This is a genomic window from Mesorhizobium sp. GbtcB19 (assembly GCF_019091085.1).
Classification (GTDB): domain Bacteria; phylum Pseudomonadota; class Alphaproteobacteria; order Rhizobiales; family Rhizobiaceae; genus Mesorhizobium.
Window position 1 is genome coordinate 357,479 of record NZ_JAGXJY010000003.1, and the last position, 14,482, is coordinate 371,960.

The following is a 14,482-nucleotide window of genomic DNA, read 5'->3' on the forward strand; positions in this document are numbered from 1 at the left end:
CTCAGAAGGAAGACCAGATGCAGAAAGTCAGGAAGGCAGTCATCCCGGTGGCGGGGCTCGGAACGCGGTTCTTGCCGGCGACCAAGTCGATGCCCAAGGAAATGCTGCCCGTCGTCGACAAGCCCGTCGTGCAATATGCCGTCGACGAGGCCTTCGAGGCCGGTATCGAGCACATCGTCTTCGTCACCGGCCGCAACAAGGCGGTCATCGAGGACTATTTCGACCTGCATCCTGAATTGATCGGCACGCTGGAGCAGACCGGCAAGAAGGCCCAGCTCGAATCGCTGGAGAACCTGCTGCCGGAGGCCGGCGCCACCTCCTTCATCCGCCAGCAGTCGCCGCAGGGCCTCGGCCACGCCGTATGGTGCGCGCGCGACGTGATCGGCAATGAGCCCTTCGCGTTGTTGCTTCCCGACATGGTGTCCTTCGGCGCGCGCGGCTGCCTTGCCGAGACGGTCGATCTCTATCAGCGTACAGGCGACAATGTGATCGCCGTCGAGCGCTGCGACCCGGCCGAAACCGGCAAATACGGCATTGTCGGCCGCGGCGACGAGGTCGGTTCCGGCTTCAAGGTCACCGAGATGGTCGAAAAGCCCGCGCCCGCCAAGGCACCGTCGAATTTCTACATCAACGGCCGCTACGTGCTGCAGCCGGAGATCTTTGCCCTGCTCGGCAACCAGCAGCGCGGTGCCGGCAACGAAATCCAGCTCACCGACGCCATGGTGCGTCTGGCCCAGAGCCAGCCCTTCTATGCCCAGCCTTTCGACGGCCGCATGTTCGACTGCGGCTCCAAGGAAGGTTTCATCGAGGCCACCATCGCCTTTGCCCTGGCACGCGACGACATGAAAGGCCCTGTCTTCGAGATGCTGCAGCAATTCGTCCGGTCGCATGAGCGCCGGGAAGTAGCCGCATAATGCCCATCTTTCGGGTGCATATGCGAACTCGCGATGGCGCGACAGCCACAACAGCGCCCGGGCCTTCCGGCCCGGCGCATCCTGGCAACAACGTTGCGCGGTCTTTTCTGGTCACGACGCCGATCTACCAAGGCCGATAGCGCCTCAAACCTGGAATTGGACCGAAGATGAACTATGCCAACTTCCCTCTCGACAAGAGGATGCCGTTGCCCAACACCGATCAGGAAAAGGGTGAAGACTTCATCGACGTCGAGCGTCTGCTTGGCATGGCCGCCCGGCAGGCCAAGGTGGTGGCGGTCTGCGCCATCATCGGCCTGTTCCTGGGCGTGATCTATCTGCAGACCACGCCCAAGCAATATATGTCGGTGGCGAGCGTCCTGATCGACGAAGGCCTGAACAAGGTCGTCGACGACATCTCGGCCGCGTCGCAGACCATGCAGACCGACGCCTCGCTGCTCAGCCAGATCGAGATCTTGACCTCGGCGCGCCTGGCATCGGTGGTCGTCGACAAGCTGAAGCTCGACCAGAACGAAGCGTTCATGAACCCGCCGCAGTCGGCCCTGGCCAAGGGCGTCGGCTTCCTGCGCGGCGTCGTCGGCTATTTCCGCGGCAGCTCGGCCGACGACATCCCCGGCTTGCAGAATGTCGACGAAGCGACGCGCCAGGCCATGATCAAGACGGCGACGCATGACTACGCGGTGCTGAAGCTGCAAAGCGAGGTGCTGGCGCAGCGTAACGGCCGCAGCTACGTGATTTCCATCGGCTACCAGGCGCCGGATCCCGCCTTGGCCACGGCCATCACCAAGGCCTATGCCGATGCCTATCTGGCCGACCAGCTCAATGCCAGCTTCGACGCCACCGAACGCGCCGCCTTGTGGCTGCAGGGCCGGCTCACCGAATTGCGGGAGAGCTCGCAGCAGGCAGCGATGGCGGTCGAGAAATTCAGGGCCGAACATGGGCTCTCCGCCAACAGCGACGGCCAGTTGCTGAGCGACAAGCAGCTCGCCGATCTCAACGCCCAGCTGATCGTCGCCCAGGCCGACACCGCTAGAGCCAGCGCCCGCTACCAGCAATACAAGGCGATCGTCGACAGCGGCTCCGAAAGCGCCTTCAACGATTCGGCCATCGGCTCGGACCAGCCGAGCAGTTCGGTCATCATCGCGCTCAAGACCCGCTATCTGGCGATTGCCAAGCGCCTGCAGGACGTCGAGACGAATTTCGGCAAGGACCATCCGCAGGCGGTCGCGCTGACCAAGGAAAAGGCCGATGTCTCGGCGCAGATCTTCGGCCAGCTGAAGCAGCTCACCGAAAGCTACCGCAACGACTTCGAAGTGGCGCAGGCGCGCGAGACCGCGCTGCGCGACAAGATCTCCACCGCCGCCGGCAAGAGCTCGATCGACAACCAGTCGCAGGTCAAGCTGAAGGAGCTGGACCAGCAGGCGCAGGCCCTGACCACGCTCTATCAGACCTTCCTCAGCCGCTATGAGGAAGCCTCGCAGCAGCAGTCCTTCCCGGTCGGCAAGGTCCGTATCATTTCCGATGCGACGATGCCGCTCACGGCCTCCAGCCCACGCACCATGCGCGTGCTGGCGCTGTCGCTGGTGCTCGGCCTGATGCTCGGCGCCGGCTTCGGCGGGCTCAACGAGTTCAATGAGCGCTTCTTCAGGACGGGCGAGGACATTCGCGACCGCGTCGGCCTGAAATTCCTCGGCTATCTGCCGACCATCGGCGGCGGCAAGGCCAAGGAGGCCAAGGCCGCCGACGATCTACCGGTCGATGGCAAGGTGGCCAGCCTCTCCGCCGCCGAGAAACGGGCGCGCATGCGCGTCAGCATCGACGCCCCGGCCTCGATGTTCGCCGAGACGCTGCGCAACGCCAAGATCGCCTTTGACGTCGTGATGGAGGATCGTGGCAGCCGGGTCATCGGCGTCATCTCGGTGCTGCCCGGAGAAGGCAAGTCGACGGTGGCCGCGAACCTCGCCGGCCTGCTCGCCGCCAACGGCGCCAGGACCTTGCTCATCGACGGCGACTTGCGCAATCCGGGCTTGAGCCGCAGCCTCGGCATGGAGGCCGAACAGGGGCTGATGGAAGCGGTGGTCAACGGCCAAACCTGGCAGTCGGTCGGCAAGGTTGACCGCCAGACCAAGCTTGCGATCATTCCAGCCGTGCTGCGCGGCCAGTTCTCGCATACCAGCGAGCTTCTGGGCTCGGCCGGCATGCGCCGCTTCATCGAGAACGCCAAGGAAACGTTCGAGTACATCATCGTCGACCTGCCGCCGCTCGGCCCCGTCGTCGACGCCAAGGCCTTCGCGCCGCTGGTCGACAGTTTCGTGCTGGTGGCCGAATGGGGCCGCACGCCGCGCAAGATGGTGCGCTCGATGCTGGAATCCGAGCCCTATATCGCCAACAAGGTGATCGGCGCGGTGCTCAACAAGGTCGATTTGAAGAAGCTGGCCAAATACGGCTCGCTCGGCGGCTCGGAACGCTTCTTCGACCGCTACTCGAGCTACTATCTGGAGAAGTCCGAGCAGCGTCCCAAGCAGGCGGCCTGAGGCGGGTTCCGATCGGAAAAAAGACATGGGGCGGCTCAGCCTGAAACGGCGAGCCGCCCTAATCTTGTGATGACAGCAGCCGGCCATATTTGCCGACGATCCTGAGCGCGGTCAGCCGCCCTGTCTGAAAGGCGCCGGTGTCGATGTCGAGCCGGCGTCCGTCGAGGGTGGGAACATCGACGATCGTGTGTCCGTGCACCACCCAGCGGTCGAGGCGGTGTGACGCCTGGAAGAACTCTTCGCGGATGTTGAGGAGATCGGCCTCGTCCTGCGCCTCCAGCGAGACGCCGGGCCGGATGCCGGCATGGACGAAGACCCATTCATCCGAGCAGACCATCGCCGGCAGCGTGCGCAGGAAATCGACATGGCTGGCCGGGATGGCCTCGCGGATGTGCGCGTCCGCCTGCTCGCTCGAACCGTAGAGGCTTATCAGCCGGTCAGGGTCGACGCCGTAGGAGAACAGGGTTTCGCGGCCGCCATAGCCGAGCCAGGTTTCACGCGAGAGATAGCCGTCCAGATAGAGGAGCAGCGCGACCTCGTGGTTTCCGACCAGGCACACGCGCAGGAAGCCCTTCGGCGCCGGCGCCATCAGATGTTCGATCACGCGCCGCGAATGCGGCCCGCGGTCGATATAGTCGCCCAGCATGATGATGATCTTGCGGCCGCTGAACCGCAGCGCGTCGAGCTGGATTTTTCCTTCCAGTGCCCGCAACTCGTCGAGGCAGCCATGCACGTCGCCGACCGCGTAGACCACGGTGCCGCGCATATCCATGACCAGCCTTTCGCGCGGCACGGGTCGGGGTCGTCTCGAACGCTGGAACAGGCTCACGGATTGAGGCTCGGGTACTTGCACTGGTTTGCGCCTCGATTATCACGCCGAATGCAAACAATTCCACACCGGGCGGTTAACCATTTCACCGAAACGGCAAACCGCTCTATCTCTTTGTTTTTAGGCAATTCCGGACGCTTTTCCTGGAATTGCTCTAGCCCGGGGTCAGGCGGCCTTCAGCCGGTAGCGGAACAGCGTATGGTCGAAGAGCAGCCGGACGCGCGGCTCGGCCTCGGCCGCGATCAACCAACTCGCCGCGATCATGGCGGCGCCGACGGCAGGAATCGCGACAAGATAGGGCACGCCGGCGCGCATCAGGGTGCCGAGCATCGCCGCGCCGACGACGTCGTGGATGAGATAGAGCGGATAGGTCATCAGCCCGATTCGCCGCCAGCCGCGCCAGGAAAGGTCGAGGCTGAGCGACCACGCCATCAGGAGAACGGCAGCGAGGAAGATGATGATCGGCGCCGCGTAAGGCATGGCGGCTCCGACCTTGCTGCTGTGCACGTCGACCGAGCTCGCGATCTGCAGCGCGCCCGCGAACAGGAACAGGGCGGTGAAGGCGAGGCGGGTGACGGTTGTCGCCTTGAAGCGCATCAGCCACAAAAGCACGCCGACGGCGAAGAAGGCGCCATGATGCACAAGAGTTAGCTGCAGCCAGCGCGTTTCGGCGAGGTCGGTCCAGCCGAAAGCGAAATAGAGGCACCAGAACAGCGTGCTCATCAGGCCGATGACGATGGCGGCCGTTTCCATCAGGTCGAAGCGGCCGAGCCACAGCAGCACCCAGACGATGGCGTAGAAGGCAATCTCGATGCCGAGCGTCCAATAGACGCTATCAACCCATGGCTCGAAGGGCACGAACAGTCCGGTGCGGACAAGCCGGATCACGGCGTCCGTCGGCCAGGAGAGGCCGACCATAAGCAGCACGATCGCGGTGAGCGGCGCGCAGATCCAGACCGCCGGCACCAGCCGTCTGAAGCGCGCCTCGAAGAATTTCAGCGGTGTCGCGTTCTCGGCGCTGAAGGCGATGACGAAGCCGCTGATGACGAAGAACACCTGCACGCCGACCCAGCCGGAACCGGCAAAAGCCATTTCGGGATGCGGCGGGATGCCGCCGGTCGCGCGCGCCGAAATGCCGTCGGGAAAGGCCCAGACCCAGAAGCCATAGTGATAGAACATCACCATGACGGCAGCCAGGAATCGTAGAATGTCGACGCCGCCGAATGTCGTCTTATGCTGAGCCATGCCGTGCCTTCGGTATGGCCCCCCAAGTGAACTCTAGGCGCTATTGCTGCATTGCACAATAGACGATTGCGCTGCGGGAGAAATCGCGACTTGCCGTCTTTCGACTACACCCCGAAGCCACGTCCCTTCAACGCCGCCGTGATCTCGTCGAGGATCGCGGGATCGTCGATGGTCGCCGGCATCGTCCATTCCTCCTTGTCGGCGATCTTCTGCATCGTGCCGCGCAGGATCTTGCCGGAGCGGGTCTTGGGCAGCCGCTTGATCGTCACCACCGTCTTGAAGGCGGCGACCGGGCCGATCCGCTCGCGCACCAGCCCCACCACTTCGCTTTCGATCGCGCCGGTGTCGCGCGCCACGCCGGCATTGAGCACGACGAAGCCCAGCGGCACCTGGCCCTTCATGGCGTCGGCAATACCGATGACGGCGCATTCGGCGACATCGGGATGGGCCGCCAGCACCTCTTCCATGGCGCCGGTCGACAGCCGGTGGCCGGCGACGTTGATGATGTCGTCGGTGCGGGCCATGACATAGAGATAGCCGTCCTCGTCCATCATGCCGGCATCGGCGGTCTTGTAGTGGCCGGGAAACTCTTCGAGGTAAGCCTGGCGGAAGCGGGCATCGGCATTCCACAGCGTCGGCAGGCAGCCGGCCGGCAGCGGCAGCTTGACCACGACATTGCCGAGCGTGCCGCGAGTTACCTCATGGCCGGCATCGTCGAGAATGCGGATGTCGTAGCCCGGCATCGGCACGCCGGGCGAGCCGTATTTCACCGGCAGCAGCCCGAGACCGGCCGGGTTGATCGTCATCGGCGAGCCGGTCTCGGTCTGCCACCAATGGTCGACGACCGGCCGGTCGAGCTTCTGCTCGGCCCATTTGATGGTTTCGGGATCGGCGCGCTCGCCGGCGAGGAACAGCGTGCGGAATTTCGACAAATCGTATTTCGGCACGAACTCGCCCTTGGGGTCCTGTCCCTTGATGGCGCGGAAGGCGGTCGGCGCGGTGAACAGCGCGACCACGCCATGCTCGGAGATCACCCGCCAATAAGTACCGGCATCCGGCGTGCCGACCGGCTTGCCTTCGAACAGGATGCTGGTGCAGCCATGCAAAAGCGGCCCGTAGACGATGTAGGAATGGCCGACCACCCAGCCGACATCGGAGGCCGCCCAGAACACTTCGCCCGGCTTGACGCCGAACTCGTTGTCCATCGTCCATTTCAGCGCGACCATATGGCCGCCATTGTCGCGCACGATGCCCTTCGGCTGCCCCGTCGTGCCGGAGGTGTAGATGATGTAGAGCGGGTCGGTGGCCAGCACCGGCACGCAGTCGACATTGGCGCCGGCGGCGCGCTCGCGCGCCACGGCATCGGCATAGTCGAAGTCGTAATTGTCCTTCATGTCGCAGCGCAGCTGCTCGCGCTGCAGGATGAGGCAGGCGTCCGGCTTATGCTTCGATATCTCGATCGCCTTGTCGAGCAGCGGCTTGTAGGCGACGACACGACCCGGCTCCAGTCCGCAGGACGCGGTGATGATCAGCTTCGGCTTGGCATCGTCGATGCGGGTGGCGAGCTCATGCGAGGCGAAGCCGCCAAACACCACCGAATGCACGGCGCCCAGCCTCGCGCAGGCGAGCATGGCGATCGCCGCTTCCGCCACCATCGGCATGTAGATGATGACGCGGTCGCCCTTGCCGATGCCGCGATGCCTGATCACCGAGGCCAGCGCGACCACCTCGCGCTTCAATTCGGCATAGGTCAATTTTCGCATCGTGCCGGTGATGGCGCTGTCATGGATCAGCGCCAGCTGGTCGGCGCGGCCGCCGGCGACATGACGGTCGATTGCGTTGTAGCAGGTGTTGCAGGAAGCGCCGACAAACCAGCGGCCATAGACGCCTTCCGACGGATCGAAGACCTTCTCGGCCGGCTTGTACCAGTCGATCGCCTTGGCCGCCTCGGCCCAGAACCCTACGGGGTCGCGTTTCCAGCCCTCATAGACTTCGTGGTAGCGTGAGGCCATCCGGCTTCCTCCCAAGAAACGTTCTGCCGCCCTGCCATAGACTAAGCCGCGCGCGGCGGCCATGTCTTCCTGCATTTTGGTCGACATCGCGGGCAAACGTCCCTGTTCGGCGCCCCGAGCGGAGGCCTCGCTGTCACTGTCTGTGATATAAGCCGGCTTAGAGCGGCAGCGCCGCCAGCATCAGCCCGACACCGCCGGCGATCAGGATAGCCGCCGCCAGCGCTTTCCGATGGCGCTCGAACGCCGTCGGAGCCCGTTCCCAATTGTAACGCATAAAACATCACTCCCCAAAGCCCGGCGGACTCATAGCTTACTTAAGGGAAGGAACGCAATCCTGGCGGGACCGGCCGGCTTGACAGTGGGCGCGACCGCCCGTCATCCTGCCGCCGTGGATGTTTTTCCGGGAATTTTCGATGAAGATAGCTTACGAAAAGCCAGTGCTGGCAAAGCGTGAGAAGCTGTCGAGCCTCGTGGCGGCGACCGCAAGCGGTCCGACCGGTCCAGCCGGCTGAGGTTCCGGCCATTTGCGGCAGGACGGCCGCCGTAACGGCGCAACTTCGGCGCGAGATAATGGACAGCGTGGGGTTGGCGCGCTATTTGCTCCCGGGCGAAGGGGAGCGGACGCATGGCTGAGATTGGTTCTGAAACGGTGCTGCGGATGGCGGACGACGCTTCCGTGCAGCATGTCGGCGATGGCGCCGTCGTGCTCCTGGCGCGCAGCGGCCAGCTTTACACCTGCAATGACACGACCGAGGCCTTTCTCGGCAAGGTCGACGGCGCGCGCAACCTCAACCAGATCGTCGACCTGTTGTCGGAAGAGTTCGACGTCGACAAGGCAACGCTCGACGAGGATATGGCCGCGTTGGTCGCCGAATTGGTGGCCGAAGGCATTCTCGCCGACCCGGGCGTGTGATGACCGACGGACCGTTCCTGCGCGTCCTGTTCCGCGCCCATTTGTGGCTCAGCGCCCGGCTGATGCCGGCATTGGTCGGACGGCGCGATTTCGAAAGCGTGTTGAAACTGGCGCCGCTGCGGTCGCCTGCGCCCTATCGTGACCTGCCCTGGACTTACATCGTGCAGCGCGTCAACCGAACGGTCCGGCGCCCATGGTTCATGCGCGACCGCAGGTGCCTCCGGGAAGGGCTCCTCGGCTTTCGCTTCCTGCGCATGGCCGGTCTCGATCCGGAGCTGCGTTTCGGCGTCGATGCCAGGTCGATGCATGAGCCGCGCCTGTCGGCGCATTGCTGGGTCTGCCTCGACGGCAAGCCGGTTGTCAGCGACAGCCAGCCCGGCATGGTGGAGATCTACCGCCACCCGTCCAGCATGAAGGCGCCCGCCGCTTGAGCGATCGGACAACCACGTTCTGCTACGACCTCAAAGGGCAGGTCATCGGCATCACCGCCGCGCGCGCCGACCTCTGGCCGAGCTTCGACCTGATGCTCGGCACCCTGCGTTTGGACGAGCCCGTCCAGCCCGGCTTTCGCGTCAACATCGTCGAGACGCCGCAGCTGCAGGAGAATCCGGAAGGAAAACTTGCTTTCGACGGCGAGGTGCCGCTGGATGGCCATTGCCGGATGATCGACGCCGGCGGCATCTTCCACCTCGTCTTTCCGGGCCAGCAGACGGTGGCGATCCACGACGGGGAAGGCTGGGCCGAAATCCGCGTTCATCCGGACTACAAGATCAAGTGGACGCTGCTGATGATTGTGCTCGATGCCGCGCTCGATGCCGGCCGCCAGCACATGCTCCATACCGCCGGCCTGACGCTGCCGGGCAGCGACGCGCTGGTCCTGATCCATGCGCCGAGCGGCACCGGCAAGTCGACGACGTCGCTGGCGCTCGCCTCGCAGGGCTTCGGCCTCTGCTCCGACGACGTCATGATCCTGAAGACGACGGCCGATGGCGTCACCGCCTGGGGCATGCCACGCAAAGTGAAGGTCCATCGCCACACCGCGGCGATGCTGCCTTTCGTGGCGCCCTGCCTCGGCGAGACATGGGACGCCGAGGGCGAGCAGGCCGTCTCGCTCGATCGCCTTGGCGAGATCATCCGTGTCGAGGATGTTCGGGCAAGGCCGATCGCGGCGCTTTTGCATCTTGCCCGCTCGGTGGACGGCGAGACCCGGCTCGTGCCCATGGCCAGAACCGACGCCATGGTGGCTTTGGCCACCGACAATGTGCGGACCGGCATGACCGGCCTCTTGCCGCTGCAGAAAAGGCGGATGGCGACGATCGCGACCCTGGTCAAGACCGTGCCGACTTTCACGCTGCGAGTCGGAGCGAGGCCGGTCGAGGCGGCGGCGCTGATCCAAGCCGCGATGCGTCCTTAACGGATCGTGCTTCCCGCGCTCAGGCCGGGTAAGGCCTCGGCCGCGCCAACCTTTGCACCCAACGAAAAGCGTCGCGGCTGAGGCGCGAGCGCAGTTTTTCGCGCGAGTTGACGCGCAGCAGCATGTTGCCGGTGATCAACCATTTCGCCAGCCGTATCGAAAGGTCCGGCTTGATGCGATTGGCAAGCTCGATCGCGCGCGGCGCGCCGAACAGGCGTCCCGTCACATTGAGGACCGTCGCCAACTCGAGCTCGATGCCGGTCATGCGGGCGGCCTCGAGCAGCCGGGCTTCCTCGTCCGGCGATTTCAGCGCCCGCACGCCTTGCAGCACGTCGACGCAGAGCTGCAGCCGGTGGAACTTATGGCCGCCGGCGGCATGGACGATGCCGATGGTGAGCAGCGCGGCCGGCGTGTCGGTTTCGCCATTGTCGATCGCCTGCAACTCGCGGAAGCCGAGCGACAGGCGCCTGCGCATGCCGGTGTCGTGCACCAGATTGCCGTGCAATTCGACCAGCAGGCTGGAGTTATCTTTCTCCAGCCATTTGAACTCCTGCAACTCATGCGATTCTGCCTCGCCGCTGCCGAGCTTGAAGCCGCATTCGGCGATCGTTCTGTTGGCCGCCTCGATGCTGGCGGGGTCGACGAGGATATCGATGTCGGTGAAGGGCCGGTCGGCAAGCTGGCGATAGAGCTTGCGCGCGAACACCGGCCCCTTGACGATCCGGGCCGCAACGCCCTTCGCCGCCAGCGCCTTCATGATGCGGTCGCCATGGTATTGCAGCAGCATCGACTGGCCAGTCGCCGTCGTCGACTGGTCGCGCAATTCGGCTAGTTTTTGCGGCAGGCCGGCGTCTTTTGGCAGATTGGCGTCACCGCGTTCCCTGAGCTTGCGCAGCACAATCGGTAGAACGCCGTGGAATTCGGCATTGGCCAGCAGCGCCATCAGGCTGGCCCCAGAGACATCCACGCCCCAATCGGCCGCGGCCTCGGGATCGGCAAGGCTGATCAGCAGTTTTTCCTGGGCAGGCGAAAGCGCGGGCAGCATTGGTTCGGCAAACAGCAACGAGGTTTCGCGCATGCTTGCCAGAAAAGCACCAGGGAAGCCAGTGACGGCCAGAGCAGTTCACCGTTTCACGGAAACGGCGAACCGCTCTATCTTTTTGTTTTTACGCAATTCCGGACGGAAAACCGCTTCACACTTTTCCTGGACTTGCTCTACATCCCCCAACGCAGCGCCGCGGTATGCACCGGCGCATCCCACAGCGCCGTCATTTCGTCGTCGAGCATGGTGAGCGTGATCGAGCATCCAGCCATGTCGAGCGAGGTGACATAGGAGCCGACCAGCGAGCGGGTCACCGTCACGCCCTGTTTCTCGAACATTTTGCGGGCGCTGTTGTACATCAGATAGAGCTCCATCGACGGCGTGCCGCCGAAGCCATTGACGAACAGCAGCGCCGGCCCTTTAGCGCGATCGGCGAGGTCGCCGGCAATCGCCGCGCAGACCTCCTCGGCGATGGCGTCGGCGCTCTTCAGAGCGTCGCGCCGGCGGCCGGGCTCGCCGTGGATGCCGACGCCGAATTCCATCTCGCCGTCGCCGATCTCGAAGGTCGGCTTGCCGGCGGCGGGCACCGTGCCGCTGGTCAGCGCCACGCCCATCGAGCGCGTCGCGGCGTTGACCCGGTCGCCCAGCGCCTTGAGTTCGGACAGGGCCATGCCTTGCTCGGCCGCCGCGCCGACGATCTTTTCCACCACCAGCGTGCCGGCGACGCCGCGCCGCCCGGTCGTGTAGGATGAGTTCTCGACGGCGACGTCGTCATTGGTCACTACCTGCAGCACGCCGTCCGCCATCTCGGCCGCCATGTCGAAATTCATCACGTCGCCTTCGTAGTTCTTGACGATGAACAGGCAACCGGCGCCGGTATCGACGGCCGCAACGGCCGCGAGCATCTGGTCGGGTGTCGGCGAGGTGAAGACCTGGCCGGGGCAGGCGGCATCCAGCATGCCGTGGCCGACCAGCCCGCCATGCAGCGGCTCGTGGCCGGAGCCGCCGCCCGAGATCAGCGCCACCTTGCCGGGTTTCAGCCCCCTGCGGCGGATGAATTTGTGCTCCTCGCCGAGGACCAGGATATCGGCATGCGCGGCCGCGAAGCCGTCGAGGCTCTCGGTCAGCACCGTATCGACCGAATTCAGGAACTTCTTCATGTGTCCTCCCGACACAGCCTTACGCGATATTGATCAGCCGCTACTCTTGCCGGCGATGCTGGTGATCTTCTGGATGAAATCGTTGATCGCCCGGTCGAGCGCGGCGTTCTGCTTGTCATCGCCGAAATCGGGAACGATGACCGAGACATGCCTGGTTTTGCGCGTGCCCGCCGCTACCGACATTTTGCCGGGGTGCGCCAGATGATAGGCGGCGAGGAAATGGTCACGCTCGGCCTGGCTGAAATGGCAGACGGAAAAGATCGCCGGCAAATGTTTTGAGGGAATGGGTATCGTGTAGGCCGGGCTGGAAATCTGCGTGACGAAGCTGCGATGCTTGCCGAGCGCGTCGGCCAGGCGCTGGCGCATGCCGGACGGGCGCTGGTCGATGACATGCGACAGGATCGTCTTGTAGGCGCGGATCGCCTCTTCCGATCCCGGCTCCGGTGTCTTGGCAAGCTCGGCCATGCGCCTATACCCCCGCCTCCGCGATGGCCGCCTTGGCCATGGCAAGCTGGGCAGGGGCGACCGACAGGTCGCGCAAGCCTGCCTCGAGCAGCGCAGGGATGGCGGCCGGGTCGCCGCCGGCATCGCCACAGAGGCTGACCGGGATTCCCGTGTCGCGCCCGAAGGCGGCGACGGCAGCGATCAGCCGCAGCACCGCCGGATGGTGGACTGAGTTGAGATGCGCCACAGCTGCGTTGTCACGCGCGGCCGCCATCACATATTGCGTCAGATCGTTGGAGCCGATCGAGAAGAAGGCGACGTCGGCGAAGGCTTCCGGCGCCAGCGCCACCGACGGCACCTCGACCATGATGCCGAGTGGCGGCAGCCTGTGCGCCACGCCTTGCGCGGCAAGTGCGGCCTGTTCTTCCGCAAACAGCGCGGCGGCTTGGCTGTACTCGTCAGGTGTGGCGATCATCGGGAACATCACCTTCAGATTGCCGTGGATGGCGGCGCGCAGCAATGCCCGTATCTGCACGCGGAAGATATCGCGCCGCGCCAGCGACAGCCGGATGCCGCGCAGGCCGAGGAACGGGTTGGTCTCCTCGACGGTTAAACCCGGCACCGGCTTGTCGCCGCCGGCATCGACGGTGCGGATGGTCACCGGCTTGTTGCCGGCCCATTCCAGCACCTTGCGGTAGGCCTGATATTGCGTCTCCTCGTCCGGCAGCGTCTTGCCGAACAGGAATTCCGTGCGCATCAGGCCGACCCCGTCGCAGGTCGCGATATCGATGCCGTCGACATCCGAAGGGTAGGCGATGTTGACCTGGACGCGCACCGCGGTGCCGGCCTTGGTCACCGCCGGTTCCGTGAGGAATGTCCGCGCCGCGCCCTGGCGGTCCGCGAAGGACGAGGCCGATACCCGGAAGGTTTCGACCTCGGCCGGGGATGGCGAGACAATGATCGCGCCGTGTTCGGCATCGAGCAGCGCGGCGCCGGTGAGCGGTGCGGCCGCGGCACCCAGGCCGACGACCATCGGCACGCCGCGCGAGCGCGCCAGCATCGCGACATGGCTGGCGGTGCTGCCGGATTTGAGCGCTATGCCGCCGCCTTTGCTCCAGTCGGTTTCGAGGAAGCGCGTCGGCGCGATGTCCTCGCCGTAAAGAATGGCGCCGGGTGGTACAGCGGCTTCGCCGTCCTCGCTCAGCGCTCGCAACACCTGGTCGCGGATGTCGCGCAGATCCGCGGCGCGCGCGCGGAAATAGTCTTGGTCGGACGCGTCATAGCCGGCGATTTCGCCGTCGAGCGCCGCGCGCCAGGCGACATCCGCCGGCTGCCCGGAACCGATCGACGCGAAGGCCGGACCGCTCAGCGCATCGTCCTCCAGCATGGCGATGTGAAATTCGAGGATGCCGGCGGCATCGCCGTCGGCGGTGTCGACCAGAGCCGCCAACCGGCTGACGGCTTTGCCGATCGCCGTTTCCAGCGCGGCTCTTTCCTCGGTCGTGTTCGCTTTGTCTTGATAGGCGGCCGGCGGCCAGTCCAGGTCGAACAGCGGCCCTTCGGCATAGCCGGGAGAGGCGGGAATGCCGTCAATCCGCATGGCTCGCATTCCTTGCGGGTCTGAGAGCGTGCGGACCCGTCTCAAGCGGACCGGGCATGATCCGCGCCCTCGTCGAAGTCGCGCTGCACCAGACCGACCAGCGCTTCGACCGCCTTGCTTGCGCCGTCGCCTTTGGCGCGGATGTGCAGCAGCGTTCCCTTCGGCGCCTTGGCCGCCATCACCTTGACGATGCTCTTGGCGTCGAACCAGGGGCCGTTCGCCGCCACCGCCACCTCCACTTCGGCCGCGAACGTCTTGGCGAGCTTGGTGAACTTCACCGAAGGGCGCGCGTGCAGGCCGACCGCATGGGTGATCAGAACGGTTGCTTCGGCGGATGCGGACATTCAGTCGGTTCCC

The 14,482-nt window shown here is 64.9% G+C and carries 13 protein-coding genes; 5 read left to right on the plus strand and 8 right to left on the minus strand.

Annotated elements, in window-relative coordinates:
- Positions 1 to 17 precede the first annotated feature (17 nt).
- Both galU and KVT37_RS08400 read left to right on the plus strand, forming a co-directional pair.
- Positions 18 to 914, plus strand: coding sequence for a UTP--glucose-1-phosphate uridylyltransferase GalU (gene galU, locus KVT37_RS08395; RefSeq protein ID WP_217571562.1), 897 nt, complete (start codon positions 18 to 20; stop codon positions 912 to 914).
- A 167-nt stretch (positions 915 to 1,081) separates the two neighbouring features.
- Entirely contained in the window at positions 1,082 to 3,466 is a 2,385-nt protein-coding gene (locus KVT37_RS08400; protein WP_217571572.1) for a polysaccharide biosynthesis tyrosine autokinase, read from the plus strand.
- 58 nt (positions 3,467 to 3,524) lie between these two features.
- Here KVT37_RS08400 and KVT37_RS08405 read toward each other — a convergent pair whose 3' ends face one another.
- The 3 genes from KVT37_RS08405 to KVT37_RS08415 form a co-directional block, all read right to left on the minus strand.
- The gene (locus tag KVT37_RS08405; protein WP_308642592.1) at positions 3,525 to 4,259 is read right to left on the minus strand and encodes a metallophosphoesterase; all 735 of its coding nucleotides are present in this window, start codon (positions 4,257 to 4,259) and stop codon (positions 3,525 to 3,527) included.
- A gap of 201 nt (positions 4,260 to 4,460) precedes the next feature.
- Entirely contained in the window at positions 4,461 to 5,540 is a 1,080-nt protein-coding gene (locus KVT37_RS08410) for an acyltransferase (protein ID WP_217571576.1), read from the minus strand.
- 104 nt (positions 5,541 to 5,644) lie between these two features.
- Entirely contained in the window at positions 5,645 to 7,552 is a 1,908-nt protein-coding gene (locus KVT37_RS08415) for a propionyl-CoA synthetase (protein ID WP_217571578.1), read from the minus strand.
- Positions 7,553 to 8,177: 625 nt separating this feature from the next.
- Between KVT37_RS08415 and KVT37_RS08420 the strand changes: the two genes are divergently transcribed.
- Genes KVT37_RS08420 through KVT37_RS08430 form a run of 3 tightly spaced genes read left to right on the plus strand, consistent with a single transcriptional unit; the run spans position 8,178 to position 9,879 of the window.
- Entirely contained in the window at positions 8,178 to 8,465 is a 288-nt protein-coding gene (locus KVT37_RS08420) for a PqqD family protein (RefSeq protein ID WP_217571580.1), read from the plus strand.
- Positions 8,465 to 8,896: a lasso peptide biosynthesis B2 protein gene (locus KVT37_RS08425; RefSeq protein WP_217571582.1), complete on the plus strand. Its 432-nt coding sequence runs from the start codon at positions 8,465 to 8,467 to the stop codon at positions 8,894 to 8,896. The genes KVT37_RS08420 and KVT37_RS08425 overlap by 1 nt, the downstream gene beginning before the upstream one ends.
- Positions 8,893 to 9,879, plus strand: a complete 987-nt coding sequence (locus KVT37_RS08430) for a serine kinase (protein WP_217571584.1) — start codon at positions 8,893 to 8,895, stop codon at positions 9,877 to 9,879. The genes KVT37_RS08425 and KVT37_RS08430 overlap by 4 nt, the downstream gene beginning before the upstream one ends.
- A gap of 19 nt (positions 9,880 to 9,898) precedes the next feature.
- On the opposite strand, the gene KVT37_RS08435 is transcribed toward KVT37_RS08430, so the two are convergent.
- The 5 genes from KVT37_RS08435 to KVT37_RS08455 all read right to left on the minus strand — a co-directional run bounded on the left by KVT37_RS08435 (position 9,899) and on the right by KVT37_RS08455 (position 14,469).
- On the minus strand, positions 9,899 to 10,924 hold the full coding sequence (locus KVT37_RS08435) for a nucleotidyltransferase family protein (protein WP_217571873.1): 1,026 nt from the start codon (positions 10,922 to 10,924) through the stop codon (positions 9,899 to 9,901).
- Between the two features lie 170 nt (positions 10,925 to 11,094).
- On the minus strand, positions 11,095 to 12,081 hold the full coding sequence (gene dhaK / locus KVT37_RS08440; RefSeq protein ID WP_217571586.1) for a dihydroxyacetone kinase subunit DhaK: 987 nt from the start codon (positions 12,079 to 12,081) through the stop codon (positions 11,095 to 11,097).
- A gap of 33 nt (positions 12,082 to 12,114) precedes the next feature.
- Positions 12,115 to 12,546, minus strand: a complete 432-nt coding sequence (locus tag KVT37_RS08445) for a hypothetical protein (protein WP_217571588.1) — start codon at positions 12,544 to 12,546, stop codon at positions 12,115 to 12,117.
- A gap of 4 nt (positions 12,547 to 12,550) precedes the next feature.
- Positions 12,551 to 14,125: a phosphoenolpyruvate--protein phosphotransferase gene (gene ptsP, locus KVT37_RS08450; RefSeq protein WP_217571590.1), complete on the minus strand. Its 1,575-nt coding sequence runs from the start codon at positions 14,123 to 14,125 to the stop codon at positions 12,551 to 12,553.
- A gap of 41 nt (positions 14,126 to 14,166) precedes the next feature.
- A complete protein-coding gene (locus KVT37_RS08455) occupies positions 14,167 to 14,469 on the minus strand; it encodes an HPr family phosphocarrier protein (protein ID WP_217571592.1) in 303 nt (100 codons plus the stop codon).
- Between the last annotated feature and the right edge of the window lie 13 nt (positions 14,470 to 14,482).

Bases quoted from the DNA above. Each gene is read 5' to 3' on its own strand.
- KVT37_RS08435 (WP_217571873.1), bottom strand. From the start codon at position 10,924: ATGCTGCCCGCGCTTTCGCCTGCCCAGGAAAAACTGCTGATCAGCCTT.
- KVT37_RS08425 (WP_217571582.1), top strand. From the start codon at position 8,465: ATGACCGACGGACCGTTCCTGCGCGTCCTGTTCCGCGCCCATTTGTGG.
- KVT37_RS08445 (WP_217571588.1), bottom strand. From the start codon at position 12,546: ATGGCCGAGCTTGCCAAGACACCGGAGCCGGGATCGGAAGAGGCGATC.
- galU (WP_217571562.1), top strand. From the start codon at position 18: ATGCAGAAAGTCAGGAAGGCAGTCATCCCGGTGGCGGGGCTCGGAACG.
- KVT37_RS08415 (WP_217571578.1), bottom strand. From the start codon at position 7,552: ATGGCCTCACGCTACCACGAAGTCTATGAGGGCTGGAAACGCGACCCC.
- KVT37_RS08410 (WP_217571576.1), bottom strand. From the start codon at position 5,540: ATGGCTCAGCATAAGACGACATTCGGCGGCGTCGACATTCTACGATTC.
- dhaK (WP_217571586.1), bottom strand. From the start codon at position 12,081: ATGAAGAAGTTCCTGAATTCGGTCGATACGGTGCTGACCGAGAGCCTC.
- ptsP (WP_217571590.1), bottom strand. From the start codon at position 14,125: ATGCGGATTGACGGCATTCCCGCCTCTCCCGGCTATGCCGAAGGGCCG.
- KVT37_RS08420 (WP_217571580.1), top strand. From the start codon at position 8,178: ATGGCTGAGATTGGTTCTGAAACGGTGCTGCGGATGGCGGACGACGCT.
- KVT37_RS08455 (WP_217571592.1), bottom strand. From the start codon at position 14,469: ATGTCCGCATCCGCCGAAGCAACCGTTCTGATCACCCATGCGGTCGGC.
- KVT37_RS08400 (WP_217571572.1), top strand. From the start codon at position 1,082: ATGAACTATGCCAACTTCCCTCTCGACAAGAGGATGCCGTTGCCCAAC.